General features: G+C 44.2%; 17 protein-coding genes. 16 read left to right on the forward strand and 1 reads right to left on the reverse strand.

Annotated features, from left to right (window positions below; translation table 11 throughout):
• Window positions 1–124: 124 nt before the first annotated feature.
• On the reverse strand, window positions 125–637 hold the full coding sequence (locus tag B5F78_RS00580) for a hypothetical protein (RefSeq protein ID WP_087248407.1): 513 nt from the start codon (window positions 635–637) through the stop codon (window positions 125–127).
• A gap of 479 nt (window positions 638–1,116) precedes the next feature.
• Between B5F78_RS00580 and B5F78_RS00585 the strand changes: the two genes are divergently transcribed.
• The 16 genes from B5F78_RS00585 (at window position 1,117) to B5F78_RS00660 (ending at window position 25,098) form a co-directional block, all read left to right on the forward strand.
• Complete coding sequence (locus tag B5F78_RS00585; RefSeq protein WP_087248405.1) at window positions 1,117–1,548, forward strand: DUF3592 domain-containing protein; 432 nt, start codon at window positions 1,117–1,119, stop codon at window positions 1,546–1,548.
• Window positions 1,549–1,787: 239 nt separating this feature from the next.
• A complete protein-coding gene (locus B5F78_RS00590; RefSeq protein WP_087405711.1) occupies window positions 1,788–2,693 on the forward strand; it encodes a class I SAM-dependent methyltransferase in 906 nt (301 codons plus the stop codon).
• Window positions 2,690–3,559 carry a cell division protein FtsX gene (locus B5F78_RS00595; protein ID WP_022040378.1) on the forward strand — a complete coding sequence of 290 codons (870 nt, stop codon included), beginning with the start codon at window positions 2,690–2,692 and terminating at the stop codon, window positions 3,557–3,559. Before B5F78_RS00590 ends, B5F78_RS00595 begins: the two co-directional genes overlap by 4 nt.
• Before the next feature lie 107 nt (window positions 3,560–3,666).
• Window positions 3,667–3,891 (forward strand): DUF3098 domain-containing protein, encoded by a 225-nt coding sequence (locus tag B5F78_RS00600; protein ID WP_022040377.1) that lies wholly within the window; start codon window positions 3,667–3,669, stop codon window positions 3,889–3,891.
• A 199-nt stretch (window positions 3,892–4,090) separates the two neighbouring features.
• Window positions 4,091–4,948, forward strand: a complete 858-nt coding sequence (locus tag B5F78_RS00605; protein ID WP_022040376.1) for an undecaprenyl-diphosphate phosphatase — start codon at window positions 4,091–4,093, stop codon at window positions 4,946–4,948.
• A complete protein-coding gene (truB, locus tag B5F78_RS00610; protein WP_022040375.1) occupies window positions 4,948–5,646 on the forward strand; it encodes a tRNA pseudouridine(55) synthase TruB in 699 nt (232 codons plus the stop codon). The genes B5F78_RS00605 and truB overlap by 1 nt, the downstream gene beginning before the upstream one ends.
• Before the next feature lie 147 nt (window positions 5,647–5,793).
• Entirely contained in the window at window positions 5,794–6,849 is a 1,056-nt protein-coding gene (gene queA, locus B5F78_RS00615) for a tRNA preQ1(34) S-adenosylmethionine ribosyltransferase-isomerase QueA (protein ID WP_022040374.1), read from the forward strand.
• Window positions 6,850–6,860: 11 nt separating this feature from the next.
• Window positions 6,861–7,352, forward strand: coding sequence for a 2-amino-4-hydroxy-6-hydroxymethyldihydropteridine diphosphokinase (gene folK, locus B5F78_RS00620; RefSeq protein WP_087405674.1), 492 nt, complete (start codon window positions 6,861–6,863; stop codon window positions 7,350–7,352).
• A 475-nt stretch (window positions 7,353–7,827) separates the two neighbouring features.
• On the forward strand, window positions 7,828–10,986 hold the full coding sequence (locus tag B5F78_RS00625; RefSeq protein WP_022040372.1) for a SusC/RagA family TonB-linked outer membrane protein: 3,159 nt from the start codon (window positions 7,828–7,830) through the stop codon (window positions 10,984–10,986).
• 22 nt (window positions 10,987–11,008) lie between these two features.
• On the forward strand, window positions 11,009–13,012 hold the full coding sequence (locus B5F78_RS00630) for a RagB/SusD family nutrient uptake outer membrane protein (RefSeq protein ID WP_022040371.1): 2,004 nt from the start codon (window positions 11,009–11,011) through the stop codon (window positions 13,010–13,012).
• Between the two features lie 37 nt (window positions 13,013–13,049).
• On the forward strand, window positions 13,050–15,917 hold the full coding sequence (locus B5F78_RS00635; protein WP_087405712.1) for a SusC/RagA family TonB-linked outer membrane protein: 2,868 nt from the start codon (window positions 13,050–13,052) through the stop codon (window positions 15,915–15,917).
• Between the two features lie 19 nt (window positions 15,918–15,936).
• On the forward strand, window positions 15,937–17,655 hold the full coding sequence (locus B5F78_RS00640) for a RagB/SusD family nutrient uptake outer membrane protein (protein WP_087395419.1): 1,719 nt from the start codon (window positions 15,937–15,939) through the stop codon (window positions 17,653–17,655).
• Window positions 17,656–17,752: 97 nt separating this feature from the next.
• Window positions 17,753–18,535 carry a hypothetical protein gene (locus B5F78_RS00645; RefSeq protein WP_239473365.1) on the forward strand — a complete coding sequence of 261 codons (783 nt, stop codon included), beginning with the start codon at window positions 17,753–17,755 and terminating at the stop codon, window positions 18,533–18,535.
• A gap of 117 nt (window positions 18,536–18,652) precedes the next feature.
• Window positions 18,653–20,710 carry a rhamnogalacturonan lyase family protein gene (locus tag B5F78_RS00650; RefSeq protein WP_087405675.1) on the forward strand — a complete coding sequence of 686 codons (2,058 nt, stop codon included), beginning with the start codon at window positions 18,653–18,655 and terminating at the stop codon, window positions 20,708–20,710.
• 428 nt (window positions 20,711–21,138) lie between these two features.
• On the forward strand, window positions 21,139–21,645 hold the full coding sequence (locus tag B5F78_RS00655) for a hypothetical protein (RefSeq protein WP_140399965.1): 507 nt from the start codon (window positions 21,139–21,141) through the stop codon (window positions 21,643–21,645).
• A 204-nt stretch (window positions 21,646–21,849) separates the two neighbouring features.
• Window positions 21,850–25,098, forward strand: a complete 3,249-nt coding sequence (locus tag B5F78_RS00660) for a SusC/RagA family TonB-linked outer membrane protein (RefSeq protein ID WP_087207971.1) — start codon at window positions 21,850–21,852, stop codon at window positions 25,096–25,098.
• The last annotated feature ends 12 nt before the right edge of the window (window positions 25,099–25,110 follow it).

The raw sequence follows: 25,110 nt of genomic DNA on the forward strand, positions 1-25,110 counted from the left end.
CCGGATGACCCTGATTCCGGGCTTCCACCGCCTTCCTCCGCCCTTTCCGCTACGCTCCAAGGACGGAGGAAGGCGGTGGCGGAGTTGCACTTCTAACTTGACGGTGGGGAAACGAGAATACCGGTCAGTTCACTGAAGATTGTTGCATCATTGCTTTGCGGCTTTCCACTTCTTTTTCTAATGCGGTGAACCAATTTTGGTAAACTTTCGGCTTTGTTACAATGCTGTTGGTGACGGTTTTGGTTTCTGTTTGCGATTCGCCTATCAGGTCTGATGAAACATAGCCTTGATAAAGGGTCAGTTTCACTTCAGTCAGGTCATCCCGCAATTTTTGAATGAAAAACGATGCTTGGGCAGTAGAAGATTCCGTAGCACTGCCAAAAAGGATTTTAGAGACAATGGCGAGATTATCGTCTTCCTGTCTGGATGCGATGATGAACCCGGTCGTTTTATCGGCATCGGTTATCAGGAAACCTTGAGATTGCACAAGCGATACAGTCGAAGAAAAGACCAGATCATAATTTTCATTGATGTGTGTTGTGGTCATGGCCTTGATTTCTTCTGGAGTCAAGCGTTTGAATGTTCCGCACGAAATCAATAAAAAGCTTGTCAGGAAAAGGAGCGTTATTTTTTTCATAAGCAGGTAAATGGTAAAAGTTCAGTTTTTCAGTTTCGGTTTCTCATCAGTACAAAGATACAAAAATATAGAAGACAAGCGTTTTTATCGGTTAAGAATTTTGTTGATAAATGGTAAACAAATAGTTGAAAAACTTGTTGAAACCTTCTTATAGGTGTTTATAGCTTGTGGATAACGTCAAGTGGAATGTGTGGATAAATTGCTTCTTATGCATGCTTCAGAAGCATGTGTTGCATAAGGAAGCTGTAGTTTCAGGGAGTTTTAACAGGTTAAAACGGCAGTTTTATCATGGTGAAACTATAGTTCTTACCAGTTAAAATGCTTGAAATAACTGCTTGCCTTGCCGGATGTGTATAGTCTTGTGCGGAAAGGGATTGGCAGGTTGTTGGTATTTTGACAATATCTTTATGCACATGTTTGCTTATGTGTGTACTTTTGTTTATATTTACCCTCGTGAATGTAAACGAACAAGAGGCTTTATGAAATCTCATGATATGGCTTACGTAGCCTGTTTCCTTATCGGCTTTGTGATGCTGGCGCTGGGAATAGGCGGCTTCATTTCGCTGGGCATGATAGTGAAAGACTGGAATCCTGCCCGCGGAGTAGTGGAACGGATAGAGTCGGAACGGGTGTACAAGTACCGCAAGATGCGGTGGGAACATCGTGTCGACGTGCGCTACGAAACGGTGGAGTTCGGCGAGATGTACACCTCAAAGGAAGTCTATCTGACGTTCGGCATGCGCGAAGGAGGGGAGATTGCCTTGCTTTACAATCCGGAATATGTGCGCGAGGTACGTTTCCCCGTACATGAAGGCTGCTTGCACGGGTTCTTCAGTGCGGTCGGATTGGGCATCGCATGGATAGGCTTCGTGTTGCGAAAGGAAAAGCGGAAAGGCACGAAAGCATCGTAGATGTTGTAAAAGAGGATAATGCCGGGCACTTGTCCCGTACTGGCTCGGTTCAACTATGGAAGAACGAGCCACGGCAGACGGCATCGAAAAGCCCGAAAACAAGATGCCGGAAGAAAACGGTGCAGACTGAGTAGGCCAGACAAATGTTTTCCGCTTTTTCCCAATATCCTTAAAGAAGCTTAACAGATAGGTATTCGTACCCGATTTATTTGTTATTTTGCACCAAATTAGGGAATAAAGTGAACAGACTGCATATAGATACGTGCCCGTTATGCGGCAAAGACCAACTGGAGAAGGTGATGACTTGTACCGATCACTATGCCACAAATGAACCGTTCGACATTTGCCGGTGTGCATCGTGCGGATTCCTTTTCACGCAGGATGTGCCCGATGAAAGTGAGATAGGACGTTATTACGAGTCGCCCGATTATATTTCGCATACCGATACGCGCAAGGGACTTGCTAACCGGTTGTACCATTGTGTGCGTCAATACATGTTGCGCCGTAAGGCACGACTTATCAAACGGTGTTGCGGACTGAGCCGGGGGCGTTTGCTTGACATCGGCACAGGAACAGGGTATTTTCCTCACTTTATGTCTGGACGCGGATGGCGGGTTTCGGCTATCGAGAAAAGTCCGCAGGCAAGAGTTTTTGCGTGTGAACATTTCGGATTGGAAGTGAATGCTCCTGAAGCTTTGCCGGCATACGAAACCGGTTCATTTGACGTGGTGACATTATGGCACGTAATGGAGCACCTGCAGAATTTAAATGAAACGTGGGAGAGGATTTATTCCCTGCTGAGCGACCGGGGTATTCTGGTTGTAGCTGTACCTAACCCAACTTCGTTTGACGCCCGTTTTTATAAGGAAATGTGGGCGGCATATGATGTGCCGCGTCATTTGTGGCACTTTGCTCCGTCTGTCATACAGCAGTTCGGAGCCAAGCATGGGTTCATCTTGACCGAACGTCATCCGATGCCGTTTGATGCATTTTACGTATCAATGCTTTCGGAAAAGTATCGGAAAAGCAGTTTTCCTTTCGTAAAAGGGATGCTGAAGGGAATGGAAGCCGGTCTGGCTTCATTAGTGAAAAAGGAACGGAGCAGTTCGATGATATATGTGTTTCAGAAAAAAGTGAAGGCATGAGCAAAAAATCGGGAGCATTGATAGATATGCAGTTCATTACCTCCAGCATCAGCACCATGTTGGTCCTGTTGTTGCTGGGGACGGTGGTTTTCTTCGTGCTGGCAGCAAACAACTTATCTGTATATGTACGCGAGAATATAGCTTTCTCTGTATTGATAAGCGATGATATGAAAGACCCCGACATATTACAGTTCCGGAACAGGCTGAACGCCAAGCCTTACGTAAAGCAAACCGATTATATTTCAAAGAAACAGGCATTGCAGGAGCAATCGGAAGCTATGGGAACCGACCCTGCCGAGTTTTTAGGTTACAATCCGTTTACGGCTTCTATCGAAGTCAAGCTGAATGCGGAGTATGCCAATTCGGACAGCATAGCCTGGATAAAGGACGAAATTCTTTCGGAAAAGGGTGTCATCGAAATCAACTATCCGCAAGACCTGTTGGATGCGGTCAACCGTAACATCCGTAAAATCAGTGTGGTATTGCTAGGGCTTGCTGCCCTGCTTACGCTGATATCATTTGCATTGATAAACAATACTATCAGGCTTACCATTTATTCCAAACGTTTTCTTATCAATACCATGAAACTGGTAGGAGCAAGCTGGGCTTTTATCCGTCGTCCTTTTTTGGTACGTAATGTATGGGTAGGTATCCTGGCTGGAGTGATAGCCGACGGGATACTGGTTGCAGCAGCGTATGCACTGGTACGATATGAACCCGATTTGCTGGCGGTAATAACCCCTGGGGTAATGTTGGTGGTGATGGGGGCGGTATTCTTGTTCGGGGTAGTGATAACGACATTTTGTGCATGGATTTCCATTAACCGTTATTTGCGGATGAAGACCAATGAACTATATTATAATTAGGAGAAGGTAAAGAAATTAAGGAGAGTGTAAGTTTCATGCCATTTCCAATGGTCTCCAACTTTTTCCACTCTTCAGGTTTCTTTATTATTTCTATAAAAGAACAAATTATGGATAGAAGAAAATTTGCTTTTGACAAGACTAACTTCCTGTTATTGGCAGGAGGGATGGTAGTAATCATCATCGGTTTCTTGCTGATGTCAGGACCGGGTTCTACCGAAACTACATTCGAACCGGACATTTTCAGTGCGCGACGTATCAAGGTGGCACCGGTAGTTTGCTTTATAGGATTTATCGCAATGATTTATGGTATATTGCGCAAACCGAAAGAATAAGTTTGTTACTACTTCGGCTTGCTATTTGCAAATAGACAACTAAATATAATGTGAATCAGGAATTAAAAGCAGTTATGTTTCACAGGAGTTATCACTTTAATTTCCAGTCCGCCTGGCGGGCGATAACTGTTTCTAACTCCCTTTCAACTCCTGATTGGCATAAATAATAAATAGCTGATTGTCAAATTATCAATAAATAATGGAAGGAGATTTGAATTTATTGCAAACAATCATAATAGCGATTGTTGAAGGGTTGACCGAGTTTTTACCTGTCTCATCGACAGGGCATATGATTATAGCACAAAATGTGCTGGGGGTAGAGAGTACCGAATTTGTGAAAGCATTTACGTTTATCATCCAGTTTGGAGCTATTCTTTCGGTGGTATGTTTGTATTGGAAACGTTTTTTCCGTCTGAATCATAAACCGGCTCCCGAAGGAGCTTCAACGCTGAAACGTTTCCTGCATAAGTACGATTTTTATTGGAAATTGTTGGTTGCCTTCATTCCTGCAGCTGTATTAGGTCTGTTGTTCAGTGATATGATCGATGCTATGCTGGAAAGTGTGATTGTGGTTGCGGTAATGTTGATTGTAGGAGGCGTGTTTATGCTGTTTTGCGACAAATTGTTCGGAAATGGAAGCGAAACGACTGAACTGACCGAGAAACGTGCTTTTTGTATCGGACTGTTCCAGTGCATTTCAATGATTCCGGGCGTATCGCGTTCGATGGCCACCATTGTAGGCGGTATGGCACAGAAGCTTACCCGTAAGGCTGCTGCCGAGTTTTCTTTCTTTCTTGCCGTACCTACCATGTTTGCCGCCACGGTCTACAAGATGCTGAAACTGTTTATGGACGGTGGTACAGAAATCATCACGGCAAATATGGAGGCGCTGATTGTAGGCAATGTAGTCGCATTTGTCGTAGCAATGCTCGCCATCAAGTTCTTCATCAGCTTTGTGACGAAATACGGATTTGCAGCTTTCGGATGGTATCGTATCATTGTGGGAGGAGTAATTTTGATAATGACAGCTTTAGGATATAATTTGGAACTTGCTTGATGAACTTTAAAGAAGGAGAGGTGTTGTATTTTGATAAGCCGTACCGATGGACATCGTTTGCGCTTGTCAATAAAATAAGGTATCACGTCAGCCGCAAGCTGGGAGTGAAAAAAATAAAAGTGGGACATGCCGGGACACTCGACCCCTTGGCAACTGGGGTGATGATTGTCTGTACAGGAAAAGCAACAAAGCGTATCGAAGAATTCCAATACCATACGAAAGAATATGTGGCGACCCTACAGTTGGGAGCCACCACGCCGTCGTATGATTTGGAAAAAGAGATAGACGCCACGTATCCTACCGGACACATTACCCGTGAGTTGGTGGAAGAAACATTGCAGCGCTTTGTGGGTGCTATAGAGCAGGTGCCTCCGGCATTTTCTGCATGCAAGGTAGATGGGAAGCGTGCTTACGAACTGGCGCGTAAAGGTGATGAAGTACAACTGAAGCCCAAGACGTTGGTTATCGATGAGATTGAATTGCTGGAATGTGCACTACCCGAAATAAAGATACGCGTGGTCTGTAGCAAAGGTACATATATCCGCGCATTGGCACGCGACATCGGGGAAGCATTACACAGTGGGGCACACCTGACTGCGTTGTGTCGTACTCGCGTGGGTGAAGTGACCTTGGAAAATTGTATGAAAGTAGAAGATTTTGAAAGCTGGCTGAACCAGCAGGATGTAATAGTTGACTAAGTTTAAGTACCTGGTTGGCGGAATGTTCGAATAGGATGGGAATATAGCTCCTTACCGGTTAAAGGAGCTGAAAATATCTGAAAGCTTGTACCCGTTCAACAAAGCCGCTTGGTATCTGGAATAATAATATAAGGAAAGGAGAAGAAGATGAAACTGTCACAATTCAAATTCAAGTTACCGGAAGAAAAGATTGCTTTGCATCCGGTGAAGTACAGAGACGAGTCCCGGCTGATGGTAGTACACAAGTCTACTGGTCAGATAGAACATGTTATATTCAAGGACATCCTGAACTATTTTGATGATCAGGATGCATTCATTTTTAACGACACGAAAGTATTCCCTGCCCGTTTGTATGGAAACAAGGAAAAGACAGGGGCGCGCATTGAAGTCTTTTTGTTGCGCGAATTGAACGAAGAACTCCGCCTATGGGACGTACTGGTGGATCCTGCACGTAAAATACGTATCGGAAATAAGTTGTATTTCGGCGATGATGATTCAATGGTGGCCGAGGTAATAGACAATACCACGTCACGTGGACGAACCCTTCGTTTCCTTTATGATGGTCCGCATGATGAATTTAAGAAGGCTCTCTATGCATTGGGCGAGCCGCCTCTTCCTCCTTTTATCCGTCGTCCGGCAGAACCGGAAGACACCGAACGTTTTCAAACCATCTATGCCAAGTATGAAGGGGCTGTAACCGTACCAGCTGCAGGACTCCACTTCAGCCGCGAGCTGATGAAACGTATGGAAATCAAAGGTATCAACTTGGCATTTATTACCATGCACTGCGGATTGGGATGTTTTCGCGACATTGATGTGGAAGACCTGACCAAGCACAAGATGGATTCGGAACAAATGTTCATCAAATCCGAGGCTTGCCGTATTGTAAATGAAGCAAAGGATAGCGGACACAAGGTATGCGCGGTAGGTACCAGCGTGATGCGGGCCATCGAAACGGCTACAGGAACAGACGGACATCTCAAAGAATATGAGGGCTGGACCAACAAGTTCATTTTCCCGCCCTACGATTTCGTATTGCCCGATGCAATGGTGACCAATTTCCACATGCCTTTGTCTACCATGCTGATGCTGGTATGTTCGTATGGAGGATATGAGCTGGTAATGGATGCTTATCAAGAGGCGTTGAAAGAAGATTATCGTTTCGGCACTTATGGCGATGCGATGCTGATATTGAACAAGTAATTCGATAAAGGATGGCAAATGTCTATTTGGGACTGGGTACGAATTTGGGAGACAAAGCAACCAATCTACGTACTGCTGCCAGACTGATAAATGACGAGATAGGGAAAGTGATTTCCCTATCTTCTTTTTATGAAACTGCTCCATGGGGGTTCGCTTCCGAACATAAATTTCTAAATGCAGCGGCATGTGTGGAAACCATTTTACCTCCAATGGAAGTCTTGTATCGGACCCAAGAAATCGAACGCACATTGGGGCGTACCCAAAAATCGGTCGGAGGAGTGTATCATGACCGTTTGATTGATATAGACCTGCTGTTATACGATGATGTAATCTTGTATACACCAGAACTGGTCCTGCCACATCCCTTAATGACCGAACGTGAGTTTGTTATGAAACCTTTGGTGGAGATAGCCAGTGAAACATTGCATCCGGTATTGCGAAAGACATTGGGAGAACTGTTTCTAAATGTCTGCCAACAGTCAATACATACCCCTGAAAAATGAATATATACTGTATTGGCGAATGCAGTACTATTGCGTTTTCAACGCGGTTGGATTGGCTGATGGCAGGCATTTATAAAATATTTTTGCTACAGTAATAGAAGAAAGGATAACTTTATTTAACCTTGAAATGACAACCTAAGGCATGTTTTTCCCAATAGCTTATTTTATCGGATAAAAAACTTATAAAAAAGCCTTTTTTTCCCTTTTTAGGGAAGAATCGTGATAAGAACTGCATTTTTTCTCCTTTCCCAAGTAAGATAGATAAAAATTTCCATTATTATACACGATTTTCCATTTTAAAATTCACCTTTTTTGTGGTTCTTTGCGTCTTATAAATCTTTTGTTAATAAAGATAAGAAACAGATGAAAACAACATATAAAAAATGGATATGTAAAGTGATGATTGCCGGGCCTTGAAAGGCAATACCTTTGTTTAATATAATCTTAATCACAACACTAATCAAACCTTAATAACATGAGAAAGAAAAAGTTTCTAGAAAAGGGGATCTTGCCGTTTGCACTTTTGTGTACAGTAACGGCTGTATCTCCGGCCTTAGGCTTCCAATCTCTTCGTGCTGCGACTGCTTCCCAACAGCAGGGTACGATTACAGGTTCTGTATACGATAGTAAAGGAGAACCAGTGATTGGAGCAAGTGTAGTTGTAGAAGGAACTACAACCGGTACAATAACCGACCTTGATGGTAAATTTCAGTTGAATGTAAAACCGGGTACTAAACTGCAAATTTCTTTTATCGGTTATACTACTGTAACAGTGGTGGCTAAAGAAGGAATGCGGGTAACAATGGAAGATGACTCACAGATGTTGGGTGAAGTGGAGGTCGTAGCGTATGGTACACAGAAGAAAGTGACCGTGACAGGTGCTATCTCCAGCGTGAAAGGTGATGACTTGCTTAAGTCGCCCACCGGTTCTGTATCGAATATGTTGTCTGGACAACTTGCCGGTTTAACCACCGTGCAATACTCAGGTGAACCGGGTGACGATGCTGCCAGCATCTTCGTTCGTGGTCAGGCTACATGGGAAAACTCAGCACCGTTAATCCAGGTGGATGGTGTAGAGCGTAGTATGAACGACATCGACCCGAACGAAATCGAAAGCATCACCATCTTGAAAGACGCTTCGGCTACAGCGGTATTCGGTGTGCGTGGTGCCAATGGTGTCGTATTGATTACTACCAAACGTGGTAAAGAAGGAAAAGCGAAGATTTCATTCTCTACCTCGGCAAGTATCATTGCGCCGACTAAGACACTTGAGTTGGCTAATTCATACCAGTATGCTACCTTTTATAATCAGATGCAGCTGAATGACCATCCCGAATATACAGAAGACCAACTGATGTTCCAACCGGATGTAATCGAGAAATTCCGTACAGGAAGTGATCCGATCCGCTTCCCGAACACAAACTGGGTAGATTACTGTTTGAAGGACATGACGTTGCAGACCCAGCATAATGTAAATATTTCGGGAGGTACCGACCGTATCCGTTATTTCGTATCAGCAGGTGCCTATACACAAGGAGGTCTGTTTAACGGTTTTGATTTGCCTTACGACCTTTCGTATCAGTACAAACGTTTCAACTACCGTTCGAATCTGGATATCGATGTAACCAAGACAACCACCGTATCAATGAATATTGCCGGAAACGTAAACAACGCCTGGAAACCTTATACGGGACAAGGAAGTGCCGGTATGCTATTGGAGATGTATTATGCAACTCCGTTCTCCAGTCCGGGACTGGTAGATGACAAGTTGGTATATACTACCACCGAATATGGATTGCCGTTTACCGGAGGTACAGGTATGGCATATTATGGCGCAGGTTTTATGCAGACCAGCAACAATACATTGAATGCCGATTTGCAATTAAGCCAAAAACTGGATTTCATTACCAAAGGATTAAGCTTCCGTGTCAAAGGTTCTTACAACAGTGGTTTTACATCGTATACACGCGCTACGGCAAGTATAGCAACTTATACACCGGTTTTGCAAGACGATGGTACCATTGTATATAAGAAAAGCGGTACAAATTCGCAATTGAAATACCAAGATGTCGACCCTGCGAAGTCACGTAACTGGTATATGGAAGCTGCTTTCAATTATGACCGTACGTTTGGTAATCACCACGTGACAGCTTTGGCACTGTACAACCAATCGAAGACATATTATCCGACTGAGTTCTCATCTATTCCACAAGGCTATGTAGGTTTGGTAGGACGTGCTACCTATGACTGGAAAAGCCGTTATATGGCTGAGTTCAATATCGGTTACAACGGTTCGGAAAACTTTGCTCCAGACAAACGTTTCGGTACTTTCCCGGCAGGTTCTTTCGGATGGGTCGTCAGTGAAGAAAAGTTCTGGAAACCCATCAAACCGTTTATCGGTTTTATGAAACTGAGATACACCATTGGTCTGGTAGGTAACGATAAGATTGGTGGTAGCCGTTTCATGTACACAGCCGACCCATATTACGTAAATAATACAACAGCATCGAATTTAAATGGTGGTTATAGTTATCTTTTTGGTATTAATAATGCAACAGTAAGTCCAGGTGCGTATGAGGCAGCCAAAAATAATCCTGATGTAACTTGGGAAAAATCGTTGAAACAGAACTATGGTGTAGATATGTATTTCTTAAACGACCGTTTGCAAGGTAGTTTCGATTATTATAAGGAGAAACGAACCAATATCTTGCTGAGCGACGGTACGGCTCCTTCGGTATTGGGTTTCACTTTGCCGATGGCAAATCTTGGTAAAGTAGACAGCTGGGGTTGGGAAATTTCTTTAAAATGGAATGACCGCATTGGCGATGATTTCCGTTATTTTGTCAACTTGAACCTGATGTACAATCAAAACAAGATTATTGAACGCAAGGAAGCTCCGTTGAACCAAGAATATCAATATTCAAAAGGACACCGTATCGGTTCGCGCTTGCAATACCAATTCTTCGAATACTACGATGAGAATACCACTCCGGCTCATTACCGGGAAGTGTTTGGAACAGAAATGCCGACCCAATTGGTAGAGTTGAAGAATGGTGACTGTGTATATGTAGACTTGGATGGGGATGGTGCGATTACCCCTGATGACAAGACGCGTGATTTAGGCTATACCGATGACCCCGAATACATGGCAGGTCTAAATCTCGGATTTAGCTGGAAGAACTTTGATTTCTCCATGCAATGGACGGGTGCCTGGAACGTAAGCCGCAGCATCTCAAGTATTTTCCGTAAGCCGTTTACCGACCGCAACAATGCCAATCAGGGAGGTTTGTTGGTAGCTCAAGTAGAAAATACATGGACAACGGCAAACCCGGATCCGGATGCCGAATATCCGCGTGCTACTTTCGATAATGGTGATTCGAACAACTATCAGGATTCAAATCTATGGGAAAAGGATGCCAAATATCTGCGTCTGAAGAACCTGCAGATTGCTTATAATTTCCATTTCCCTTTGATGGAACGGCTAAAGCTGAGCACTTGCCAACTGGCATTCAGCGGATACAACCTGCTGACCTTTACTCCGTATAAGTGGGGTGACCCGGAATCAAGAGCCAGCAACCAGCCGACTTATCCGTTAACTCGTACTTTTTCGCTGAGCTTGAAACTTGGTTTTTAACCCTTAATAAAAAGATAAAATCATGAAGAAACAACATAAATGGTTTTTCGCTGTTGCCGCAGGACTGACTCTGACTTCAGTTGTCTCCACATCATGTGTGGATGATATCAAGTTCGGAAGTGCTTTCTTGGAGAAAGCACCAGGTGGTGATGTGACCAGCGATACAGTATTCAATAGCCCGGAATACGTGAGACAATTTTTGAATACATTATATACCTTTCAGTATTATGGTCTTCCGTTCCGTAATTCATCGAGCGATGCTTATCCTTGTGAATCTTCCAATCCTTATGTCGGTAAGCCTGAAGCATTGACGGACTGTTATATTTATACTTATTTGTCAAGTGGTATTGTAAACAGCTATTATTATGGAACGCATACGTCAAATTATGGTCAGCGTTCAGATAAATGGGATTATTTGAAAAACCGCGTATGGCAAGCTGTTCGTTATGGTTATTTAATCATAGAAAACATCGACCGTGTGCCTGGAATGGAAGAATCTGAAAAGGCATCCATTGTAGCACAGGCAAAGTGTATCATCGCTTCGCGTTATTTTGATACGTTCCGTCATTATGGAGGTCTGCCTATTATTGACCATTCTTTTAGCGGTACGGATGCCAGCTATGATTTGCCTCGTGCAACGGTAGAAGAAACCGTTAATTTTATGATTAAATTGCTTGATGAAGCGAAAGAAGTGTTGCCTTGGACAGTAGATAATCCACAAACTAATGCCGGTCGTTGGAATCGCGCAGCTGCAATGGCATTGAAATGTCGTATCCTGCAATTTGCTGCTTCTCCGCTTTTTAATGATGATGTAGCATATGCTGGCGGTTCTTCGGAAGCAGAAGCACAACACTTGGTTTGGTATGGCGGCTATAAGGCTGAACTGTGGACACAGTGCCTGCAAGCTTGTGAAGAGTTTTTCAATGAACTGAACGCTAATGGAGGGTATTCGTTGGTACAGTCTAAAGGAACTCGTCCGGAGGACTACCGCTTGGCTTATCGTACTTCTTATGCGGAATTGGATAGTCCTGAGATACTTATGAGTACCAGACAGTTTGGGTATGATGCCTTTAAGTCGGGTAATTATATTTGGCATCAGTGGGGTGATCCACTTGGTACAACCGATGCAAGCCGAAATGGGATTCGCCGTGGATATACTCCTACACAAGAGTATGTGGAAATGTTCCCATGGGCAGACGGTACACCCTTTGATTGGGACAAGACCGCTGCAGAAGGGCGTTTGGACGAGATGTTCATGACCGGTTCTCCGAATGGAGGTGAAGATGGAAAAAGTAACATCGTCCTGACACGTGACCCACGTTTGTATGAAGAAGCCATTGTAAACGGGCAGCCTACTGCGCTTGACTGGACGACCGGCAATATGTCGGGACGTAGTTTCGAGGCTTGGGTTGGCGGTTACGATGCGCAACAAGAGCCAGATAATCAAACCGGTTCTTTTGCTACGGGATATGCACCGATAAAATATCTGATGGGACCGGATATGCTTCGTCATTATACACAATGGGTCGTTTTACGCCTGTCTGACATGTATTTGACATATGCAGAAGCATTGTGCCAGAACAATCGTTTGGCAGATGCCATAGCACAAGTAGACATTGTACGTGCCCGTGTGGGAATGAAAGGACTGGCAGAATGCAATCCGGATAAGAACCTGACTGGCAATAAAGATGCCTTGTTGGAAGAAATCCTCCGCGAACGTGCTTGCGAACTGGGTATGGAAGACACCCGTTTCTTTGATTTGATTCGTTATAAACGTGCGGATATTTTCGAAAAACAATTGCATGGCTTGCGTATTTCCCGTACGGGTGAATTTGCCGGAGAAGGATGGTATAATGGTGATAAAACACAACCTTATCCTACACATTTTGAATATGAGAAGTATGAATTATCCAATCCGGTACGTTACTGGTGGACAAATGGTTTTGATGCAAAATGGTATTTATCACCTTTCCCGTTGACAGAAGTGAACAAAGGGTATGGCTTGATTCAAAACCCAGGATGGTAATGCGAAACACAATTATTAAAAAGTAATTCGACTTATGATAAGAAAAGATAAACTAATCATACCTGCTGCACTGTTTGCCCTTTGCACAATGCCGGGCTACGCGCAGGAAACAACAGACAGCATCGCTTCGCCGGGGAAACCGGAAAAATATGCTGACCAAGTGGTAGAGATCGGCTATCGTACCGCACAGCGTCTGGAGGAATCCACGTCATCGGTCTCTACTGTTTACAATGAAGAGTTTAACAAACGGAGTGCCAAAAATATTGGAAATTCACTTTTTGGTTACGGTACAGGTCTGATGACGTTGCAAGGGACAGGTACATACGCCAATTATGAACCAACTTTCTTTGTACGTGGCTTGCAGACACTTTCGTCTACTACTCCGTTGGTATTGGTAGATGGCATCGAGCGTGACATTACCGATATTACTCCTGAAGAAGTAGAATCGGTAACAGTATTGAAAGACGCTTCTGCCGTGGCTATTTATGGTTACAAAGGCATTAACGGTGTAGTCAATATCACCACCAAGCGAGGACAATACAATACGCGTGAAGTGAAATTCTCGTACGACCATGGATTCGAATGGCAAGCACGCCGGCCAAAGTTTGCCGACAGTTATACATACGCCAATGCCATCAACGAGGCGCTGGCAAATGACGGACTTTCTGCCCGTTATTCGGCAGACGAATTGAATGCTTTCCGTTCAGGAAAGTATCCCTATCTGTATCCGAATGTGGATTGGATAGGTGAAACATTCCGCGATGTGGCTTCTACTAACATTTACAATATCAGTTTCCGAGGTGGGTCCGAACGTTTTCGTTACTACGCTATGGGAAATCTGACTACCAATAAAGGTTTTATAGCCAATCCGTATATGAACGATGGTTATTCTACACAAGACGAATATTCGCGTGCCAACTTGCGTACAAATCTGGATATTGATTTGACTTCGAGTACCAAACTGAAACTGAATTTGGTAGGTGTTTTGTCGGAAACCCGTGCGCCGGGTGGTAATACGAGTAGTAATACCAGTGCCGACCTTTGGGGCAGTATGATTTATAAACTTCCTTCGGCTGCTTATCCGGGACAATTAGAAGACGGAACTTGGGGTGGTAGCTCTACATGGGCAGGCACAATGAACCCGGTTGCCGTATCACAGGATGCAGGATACACCAAATTCCACGAACGTACCTTGTATGCCGATATGACTTTAGACCAGGATTTATCTGCTATCACACCGGGATTGGGTGCCAGCTTGATGTTGGGTTATGACAATTATGCTTTGTATTACGAAGACTATTCGAAAACATTCATTTATGGAAGTGATGCAGTTTCTTCGTGGGTAGACGGTGAACCGGGCGAGCTGACCCGTTATACCGATGGTAAAGAAAGTGCACTGGGTGAAGGCTCGAAAATTACAGCCTTTACACGAGTATTTAATTTTGCCGGTACCTTATATTATAATAAGACTATTAACGAAGCGAACAAAATCTACAGCCAATTGCGTTGGGATTACGAATACCGTAATACGAAAGGTATAGACCAGACTTGGTATCGCCAGAACGTATCTTGGTATACACATTACGGATTGAAAGACCGTTATTTCTTTGATTTGACTTTGGTAGGCTCTGCTTCGAACAAACTGGCTCCGGGACACAAGTGGGCTTTTTCTCCTACTGTCGGTGCGGCATGGGTTGTCTCAAAAGAAAATTTCATGCAAAACCAATCCTGGATTGATTTTCTGAAAGTACGTGCATCATTTGGTATCATCAATGCCGACCGTCTGCCGCAAGAAGACGGTTCAGATGTAACCAATTACTGGGAACAGACTTATGGGGGTGGTAGTTTCTATCCGTTCGATACCAACTACTCGCAAGGTACAACCAGTTGGGTGTTAGGACGTCTGGCTTCGCTGAACTCTACGCATGAAAAAGCGTATAAGTATAACTTTGGTTTCGATGCCAGCCTGTTCAAGGGGCTTGACCTGACATTCGATACGTATTACGAACGCCGTTCAGATATTTGGGTAAGTTCCAGCGGTAAGTATTCATCGGTATTGGGCTTTACCGCTCCGTATGAAAACGGGGGTATCGTAGATAGTTGGGGGGTAGAAATCGGTGCCAATTATACGAAGAAGGTCGGTGACTTCAAGTTCAATATCGGCGGTAACTTTATGTTGGCAAAGAACAAGATTATCGAGCAACTGGAAGAACCGCGATTGTATGACAACCTGATTCAGACCGGCAATCCGGTAAAGCAGACTTACGGTTTGCAGGCCATCGGTTTCTTTAAGGATGAGGCAGATATCGCCAACAGTCCGGCACAGAATTTCGGTACAACTCTGCGTCCGGGTGACATCAAGTATAAAGATGTGAACAATGATGGCATTATTGATGATAACGATAAAGTAGCTATCGGTTACAGCACCACTGCGCCCGAAATCTACTATTCGTTCCACTTGGGAGCTGAATGGAAAGGATTGGGCTTCGATGCCATGTTCCAAGGAACAGGACGTTATTCGGCTGTATTGAATACTACCAGCTTGTACTGGCCGTTAATCAATAACACAACGATTTCTGAACATGCATACGAAAACCGTTGGACACCGGAGAATCCGGATGCTTTGTATCCGCGTCTAAGCTCAGAAAGCAATGCTAACAACTACCAGACCAATACCGTATGGCTGGAAGACCGTTCGTTCCTGAAGCTGCGTTCGGTAGAACTGTATTATAATTTCCCGGAAAAGTGGATGAAGAAGACCCATGTATTGAGCAAAGCCAAACTCTATGTACGGGGAATCGACTTGCTCTGCTTTGATAAAATCAAGATTGCCGATCCGGAAGCATACGGAGCCACTGCACCGTTGACGCGTAGTGCCGTGATTGGTTTGTCAATCGGTTTCTAATTTATAAAAAGGAAAAAATATGAGAATCAAAAATATCATAGGAGGCGCAGCGTGTGTGGCATTGCTGAGTGCTTGTAACATGGACTACCACGAATACGCCAATTACGAAAAAGACTATTTGGCACAAAGCTATGATGAAGTGATTGGCTTGGTGACCAATATTTATAATGAGCTTGACTACGATTTCGGACAAGTGTATGGAGGCGGTATGCTGGCTTCGGCATGTGATGAAGCCGAGTATGCCTATACCAGTGGCGATGTGTGTGACTTTACCAATGGTTCTTGGAGTCCTTCCAACCCACTTTCGAACACATGGACTACAAGCTATCGTGCCATTCAAGAATGTAATCAATACCTGCAGGAATTTCAGGGATTGACATTTGACGAACTCAAACAAAATGATGATTATGAAGCGCGTATGTTCCGTTATAACAATTCATTCTATGAAGTACGGTTGTTACGGGCTTACTTCTACTTCAATCTGATCCGTTGCTACGGTGCCGTTCCTTTCTTTACCGAAATGGTGACAGTAGACAATGTGAACAGCTTGACCCGTACACCGGCACAGGAAGTGTTCAGCTTTATCGAAGAAGAATGTGCCGAACTTGCGACTTTATTGCCTGAAGATTATACCGACTTGGGCTTGTTGGGTATTTCTCCAGCAGAAAGTGGCCGTTTGACCAGTTATGCGGCATTGGCACTGAAGGCACGTGCAGCTCTTTATGCGGCAAGTCCTTTATTCAATGAAAGCAACGACCAGGAATTGTGGCATAAAGCTGCACAGGCAAACAAGGAACTGATTGACGCTTGTGTGGCAGGAGATTTCAAATTAGGTACATACGCTGCCTTGTGGGGGACGACCAACTGGCAGAATAGTGAAATGATTTTCATGCGCCGCTATGTCAACTCGAAGGATGCTTCCGGTGCTTCCAGCGTGCTTGAAGAATACAATTATCCTATTGGTATTACCGGTGGAGGTTCGGGCAACTGTCCTTCACAAAATCTGGTAGATGCGTACGAAATGCAGGCAACTGGTTTAGGTATCAATGAAGCCGGCAGCGGATATGATCCGGAAAACCCATACGAAGGACGTGACCCGCGTTTTTCCATGACCGTGGTAAAGAACGGCGATACAGGATGGCCCTCTTATAATACAGCACCGATACAGACTTTCTACGGTGGTACTAATGGCGAACCTATTTCAGGAGCTACTCCTACAGGCTATTACCTGAAAAAGTATCTTGACCCGGCAGTCGATTTACGTGCAAATAGTACGGTTAAAAGTTCGCGTCATACGTGGATTACGTTCCGTCTGGGTGAGTTTTACCTGAACTATGCCGAAGCGGTATTCCGCTATTTGGGTTCTGCCGATGCAACTTCGGCTGAGTTCCCGATGTCGGCACGTGAAGCAGCAAGTGTTACCCGTACGCGTTCGGATGTCAATATGCCGGAATTCCCTACCGGCATGAGCAACGATGCTTTCTGGGCGAAATACCAGAACGAACGTATGGTAGAACTGGCTTTCGAAGGACATCGTTTCTATGACCTGCGCCGTTGGAAAGAAGGGGATAAGCTGAAGAGCATTACTGAAATGAAGCTTACCCAGAATGCGGACGGAACCATCACTTACACGCGTAATGAAGTGAGCCGTACTTGGGATGATAAAATGTATTTCTTCCCCATTCCGCAGACTGAAATCATGAAGAATCCTAACCTGACCCAAAACGAAGGTTGGTAAAAACAGAAATACCGCAGGAGCATATACCTGACAAGAAAGATATTGACTTTCAGGCAATATGCCTCTGCGGTACATGCTATTAATTTATCTACATAAAATGAACAGATTATTCAACATTTTTCGTTTGTCTGTTGTGTGCCTGTCGGTTGTGACGCTTGTATCGTGTCTGGACAACGATGACAACCGGCAAAGTGTTACTTTCAACAACATGGCTGTAACGGTAAGTGGTAACGAACTGGAAGGCTATCGGCTGTATACTGACTTTGATGCGGTATTGGTTCCTTCCAATTTGTCACAAATCTCGTGGCTGAAAGAAGTCAGACGGGCTGTAGTCAGTTTTGATACATCAGATGAAAGCCTTACAAATGTATCGGATTTGGAATCCGGACACACGTATGACATTGTATTGAGTGAGGCTGCAGAGATTCCTACCTACATATCCTGTGTCGATACGTTGAGCGAAGACTACCAGATATTCGGGCAAGATTCTATTGCTCTTAAGAATAGGGCTGTGCAAAGCGTCAACCAGACCGAAGGACAGTATTATATACAAAACGGTTACATGAATGTAGTTCCTACCTTCTATTTTGACCCTTATAGTGCGGTTTCTTTCCTGCTTTATTATGATGGCAACCGTGATATAGACACAACAGGAAAAAAAGCTACATTCAATCTGTATTTTGATAACAATGCACCCAATGCATGGAATACAACCTCATCGCTTATCAGCCTGCGTATGCCCGATGAAGTCTATTCCCGTTTTATCCAGACAGGACTGACAGATGACGATACCATCGATGTCTGTCTGAATGTGCGTACACAGACAGGCACCGTTACACTTGAATATAAAACCGCACTGGAAGATTTCATGCTTCCATAACCGGGTTTATGGATACAAAAGTTAGATTAATTTTCAAAGTCGCGCGAGGCAGGAGCAAGTGATTGTGTGAAGCTTCGGGCGCATTTTTTTACTCACAAACCTACTAAACCTTATAACATGAATAAACTCAATTACTTGATTGGACTGGCTTGCCTTGGAACTGTTTTTGCTTGTTCGGACAATTTACCTCTAGACAATTCTGTGACAGAACTTCCTTCTCTTCCTACTGATATAATTACTGGCGACAGACTGATGTGGGTCAGCTATGATCCTGCTCCTGACGAAGATGCCAACTCAACGACCGGTATACATGGTGCTTTAGTGAGCTGGCGTATGCTTCCTACAGATCCTGCAGGTACAGCTTTTGATATATATAAATCAACTGCAAATAATGCAGAAGAGAAGCTGAACAGCGAACCTATAACCGACTCTTCATGCTGGATTGATGAAGATGTTGACCCGACAAAGGAAAACCATTATCGCGTGACTCTTACCGGAGAGGACGAAACTTTATGTGAAACTACTTTCACTTCCCAAATGGCTCAGACGTTTTATCGTGAAATCAAATTGGATATGAATGTTCCGAATGCCTCAGTAGATTATCAACCCGATGATGTACAAGTCGGTGAACTTGACGGTGACGGATGGCCGGAAATCGTGATAAAACGTGAACCGTATGATGGTGCCAACCAAGGAGGCTGGTATGGGGGAACAACTTTGCTGGAAGCATATAAGTTGGACGGAACTTTTTTGTGGCGTATCGATTTAGGTATTAACATACGCTCAGGTTCTCATTATACTTCATTTATTTTATATGATTTTGATGGCGACGGATTGTGTGAAATTGCTTTTCGTTCATCAGAGGGAACAACTTTCGGGGATGGAAAGACAATAACCAATGAAGATGGAACGGTACATGATTACCGTATCCACTATGATGAAGTCGGTTGGTATTCAGGCAGTGCCTTGCCGACACTTTTAGGACTTATCCTCGAAGGACCCGAATATATTTCTTTATGTCGCGGATATGACGGTCGCGAAATTTGCCGTACGGATAATATTCCTCGCGGTGGAACAGGTTCGAAAGCTTCCCGTGCCCAATATTGGCAAGAATACTGGGGGGATGACTACGGTAATCGGATGGACCGTTTCTTTATTGGAGCCGCTTATCTGGATGGAATACCTGACGAGATAACAGGAACGCGTACAAGCAATCCTTCCTTAATCATTACAAGAGGTATTTACCTGAACTGGCAGGTATGGGCTTTAGATTTTAAAGATAATGAATTGGTTGCTCGTTGGCAATTTGATACAGCTGATGGACATGCGGAAAAATGGTTGGCAATGGGGGCGCATGCTTTCCGTGTAGCCGATTTGGATGAAGACGGAAAAGACGAAATACTTTACGGTTCGGCAGCCATAGATGACGATGGAGGTGAATTATGGTGTACAGGCAACGGACATGGCGATATTCTGAGTGTCGGCAAATTTATCAAAGACCGTCAGGGATTACAGGTACAAGCATCTTTTGAAGAGGAAGATACTTATAGCAATCAAGGATTGGGATATGGTTGTCAGATACTGGATGCACGTAATGGCAATCTGATTTCAGGGCATGGAGCTGGTCCCAGCGGCGATGTTGGACGTTCCATTGTGGCAGATATTGATCCGGATAGTCCAAACTTTGAATATTGGTCCAGCTTGAATACCGGCGTTTATAATTGTGCAAGTTCGGGTAATGTTCCTCTTGAAGGTGTGTCTATTCCTACAGGCATTGGCGGAGGTTCCATGTATAATGTAGCAATATGGTGGAGTGGAGAACTTACCCGTGAATTGTACGACCGGGCTTTAATTGTAAGCGCAAAAGCAAATCCGATGACCAACAAAAACCGGCTTGTCAATTTCAATACGGGATATGGAACAAATCAAGGGAATCATGGAACAAAATATAATCCCTGTTATTATGGGGATATGGTAGGTGACTGGCGTGAAGAAGTGATTTTGCCTTCAGAAGACAATACTTCAATCCGTATTTTTTCTACCAATTATCCGACAAGTTACCGTTTTACTGCATTAACCAATGACCATACTTATGACATGTCGCAAACAATGCAGAATATGGGATATAATCAGCAGACGAATATAGGCTTTTATCTGGGAGCCGACAAAGACTAAGAAGCTTTTTGGAGAAATTCAAAATAGTTTCTTAAAAGGTTGTTATTATCTTCTTCTCCCAGCGCAGATAACTTCGTCTGGTGTAAGATTAATAATCTTCCGCTTGTAAGATTAATAATCTTGCAGCCTGAAGATTATTAATCTTACAGCGGATGGACCTATATGTGTGTCTGCCGCAGCACATTTCTGATGCTGCATAAAGTATAAGAACCTGATAGAATATTAGTTCCTATGTTTGTAATGTGCTGGCAAAATAGCATAAAGCCAAGAGAATTATTAAATTTGTAAATGAAAGAAATAACTTAATACCCCCATGACTTTATGCGTAAACAAAGTAACACATTAAATTTTGAAGGACAAAATATTTATGTAGGAATTGATGTGCATCTGAAGAGTTGGACAGTAAGGGTTTCTTAGGGCACAGGCATGTGATATTCGAAAACGCAGACGCCTGTATCGGATGTAATAAATGTATAAAGACCTGTCTTCAAGGTGTTTTCTTCAAACCGGATGCATCGGTTTCTTGTACGATGAATATGGGGATGGCATTCCGCATAGAGCGGTTGTTGCCATTAGCATTCGTGGCATCTGCCGTTACGGGCATCGGGCTGCACATTGCCGGGCATGGTACCAGTCATGAAACGTGGCACAATTGGGGAGTAGCCCATGTGGTGGCATCTTTCATCTGGCTCTTATCGGTAATGCCTCATGTGAGGCGGCATAAGCATTGGTATAAAACTCTTGTTTCAAAGAGAGTTACGTGCAAACGCCTGATAACCTTTTTCCTGTCCATAGCCTTTTTGATTGTGGCAGTTACGGGCATCTTGCTGGTAGCTTATGTGGAAGGACCAGGCTCTTCCATAGGATTGTGGCATTACAAACTCGGCATATTGTTATGGGTGCTTTCCCTGATTCATGCTCTTTATCGGAAATAGTGGGAAATATTCGTTTCATGCCGAACCACTGGATGGTTGGTAATGTTTAAAGGGAGATTCAAGAAATATCCGGTTGACGTATTCTAGATGCTCTAGTGGCATTCCGTTACAATATTTTCAGGATTTGCTTTCATATATTAAAACAATTTTGTAATATTGCAACAATTTTAGCGAATGAAACACCTTTAAATAACACAAGAAAGTATGAGACGAACGACATTTTATCGCTACCGTTTCTTCCTGACTTTGGCAGCTATTTGGCTGCTCACTCTTGAAGGAATGGCACAAGGTGCGTATAACCGTACCATTCACGGTATCGTGACCGATGAAAATAACGAACCGCTTCCTGCGGCATACGTTAAACAGGTAGTTGAGGCAGAAGGCAATTCCATTGCCGGCATCATCACAGACATGAACGGTCATTTCAGTCTGACACTTCCCAAATCAACACAAGAAATCGAGGTTTCCTTTGTAGGCTACGAAACCCAGCGGGTTCGCCTGACGGCAGCAGTTGATTATGCCATTCACCTCCAGCCTGCTACCGAACTGCTGGACGAAGTGGTAGTGACTGGTTATCAGACCATTTCGAAGGAGCGGGCAACAGGAGCTTTCTCGAAAGTAAATGCCGATCAGCTGGAAACCCAACGCATACCGGACATCAGTTCGATGCTGGAAGGACGGGTGGCCGGATTCAGCGACGGGCAAATCCGTGGAGTCACTTCCATGAACGGACTGACTACTCCTTTGTATGTCATCGATGGTTTCCCTGTAGAGAAGACTACCAATGATGGTTACGGCAACTGGATAGAAAGCGTGCCCGACATGAATCCTGAAGACATTGAAAGTATTACCGTACTGAAGGATGCAGCCGCCACTTCCATTTACGGAGCACGTGCGGCAAACGGCGTTGTGGTTATTACTACCAAGCGTGCCAAGAAAGACCAGCTCAACATTTCATTCTCTGCCACACTTACCGTACAGCCTTATTCTACCTATGCCGACAAGTATCTTGCTGATGCTGCCACTATGATAGGACTGGAAAGAGAATGGGCAGCACAGAATCCTAATTTGCAGGGAGAAGGGGCTTCTGCTTATGCGCAAAGCCTGTTGGATGACAATACCTACACATCGCAAGGAATCCGCGCCCTGTTAGGGTATTATGCCGGAACACTGTCCGAAGCCGATATGAACGCGCGCCTGACATCACTGGCATCGCGCGGTTATCGTTATTACGATGATATAGAACGCTACGGCATGCGCAATCCTTTTACGCAACAATACAACCTGAGCATCGGTAAAGGAAGCGAACGAAACACATTCAATGCTTCGGTCAGCTATCAGGGACAACAGATGAGCGACAAGTTTTCGGATAACCGCTCCATTGGTATCAACCTGCAGAACTCGACCCAAATTACCCGATGGCTGACCTTGGAGGTAGGCACTTACCTCAATTACGGAAGCGGTACAACGCAAAGTTACAGTCTTTTCTCGCCAGGATATACGTATATGCCTTACGATGGATTGATGAACGATGACGGTACGCGGTATACCAACCGGCAGGAAGACCGTTACAACGCATCACAAATGAGTACGCTGGTTTCCAACGGGCTGTATAACCTCGATATTACGCCATTGGACGAAACTGGAATGAATCTGACAGACCATCGTAATTTCAGCAATCGTACTTTCGCTCGCCTGAGTTTTAAGTTCACCGATTGGCTGAAATATACGGCTTCGTTTCAGTATGAATATGCGAACTACACGACCGAACAACTCCAGAATAAGGAATCGTATGATGTGCGTAATACCATTAATACATACGCCTCGGCAAACGGTGATGGTACGGCTACGTTCAATATCCCTTACGGCAATATCTTCTTTACCTCGGGAAATGTAACCCATGCCTATAACTTCCGCCAGCAGCTGGATTTCGACAAGACATTCGGCGGCATACATGAGGTAACGGCACTTTTCGGAACCGAGACGCGCGAAAACAAGAATAACTTCGACAACCGTACCTTATATAATTACGACCCCGACCTGCTGACGTATTCACTCATCGACCAAGCTGCGCTCAGCACCATGGGAAGCATTTGGGGATGGGGCAGTTTCGGAACTGGGAATGTAGCATACATCAATGAACTGACCAACCGTTATGTGTCATTTTATGGTAATGCGGCATATACGTACGACGGAAAATATACCGTGACCGGCAGCATCCGTTGGGATAAAACAAATCTGTTTGCAACTGGTTCGAAATATCAAAAGCGTCCCATCTGGTCAGTCGGTGCGGCGTGGAATGTCAACCGTGAGAAATTCATGCACGATATTGATTGGATAAACATGCTTAAATTACGCTTCAGTTATGGTATCGGGGGTAATATCGCCAAAGATTCGGCTCCTTATATGACTGCTTATTATAACAATAATATGCATGTGGGCGGAATTTCCGGAACCATACAAAGTCGCCCTAATCCTGATTTGCGTTGGGAAAAAACAACCACTACCAATATCGGTATTGATTTTTCTCTTTTGAAAAACCGTCTGAACGGTTCTATCGAATATTACAATAAGAAAGGTTCCGATTTGCTTGCCAATACAAACGGTGTGCCTACCGAAGGTTGGGGGTATAGCACCTATACCATTAACAACGGTAAGATGACCAACCAAGGATTCGAACTTTCGCTTTCAGGCACCGCTATCAGCACGCGAGATTGGACATGGGACATCGGCGGCGTATTGGGATACAACAAGAATAAAGTGACATACGTCAACGTAGAAGCACCTGTTTCTTACTTGGTTATTGATTATCCTTCTGCTTATCCGCGTGTGGGGAATCCTTACAATGCCATTTATGGATATCAATGGGCGGGATTGAGCGCTACCGGTACTCCGCAAGTATATGATGCAGAGGGAAACCTGTTTACTGATATGGAACCGACTGAAATAGAAGATCTCATTTATTTGGGAACCACAGTACCTGTTTACAGTGGTGCTATCAATACTACATTGCGTTGGCGCAACTGGGAATTGGCTGCACAGTTCCTTTTCGAGGGAGGACATAAGATGCGCAATACCAATGTGGCTTATCTCTCCGGTATGGGTCCCGTAAGCAAGCGCATTGCTGACCGCTGGCAACAACCCGGTGACGAAGCACATACGGATGTGCCACGTTATATCTCTTCGGAAAGTACTCTTTACAATTACAATTACTATAATATGTACGCCCGTTCTTCGGTTAACGTTATTGATGCCAGCAATTGGAGGATGAAGAACCTTTCGCTGACTTATCGTCTGCCAAGCAGTGTATGCGACAAATTGTATGTGAAGAACGCACGCATCATGATAGGTATGGAAAACGCGTTTACCGTAGCCAAAAGTGATGATGCCAAATACTTACTGGGTGGCTATGCCAAGCCGAATTACCTCTGTGGTATTTACCTGAACTTTTAACTAAAATGATTA

It is taken from the genome of Bacteroides sp. An279 (genome assembly GCF_002159615.1).
In the GTDB taxonomy this organism is placed as follows: domain Bacteria; phylum Bacteroidota; class Bacteroidia; order Bacteroidales; family Bacteroidaceae; genus Phocaeicola; species Phocaeicola intestinalis.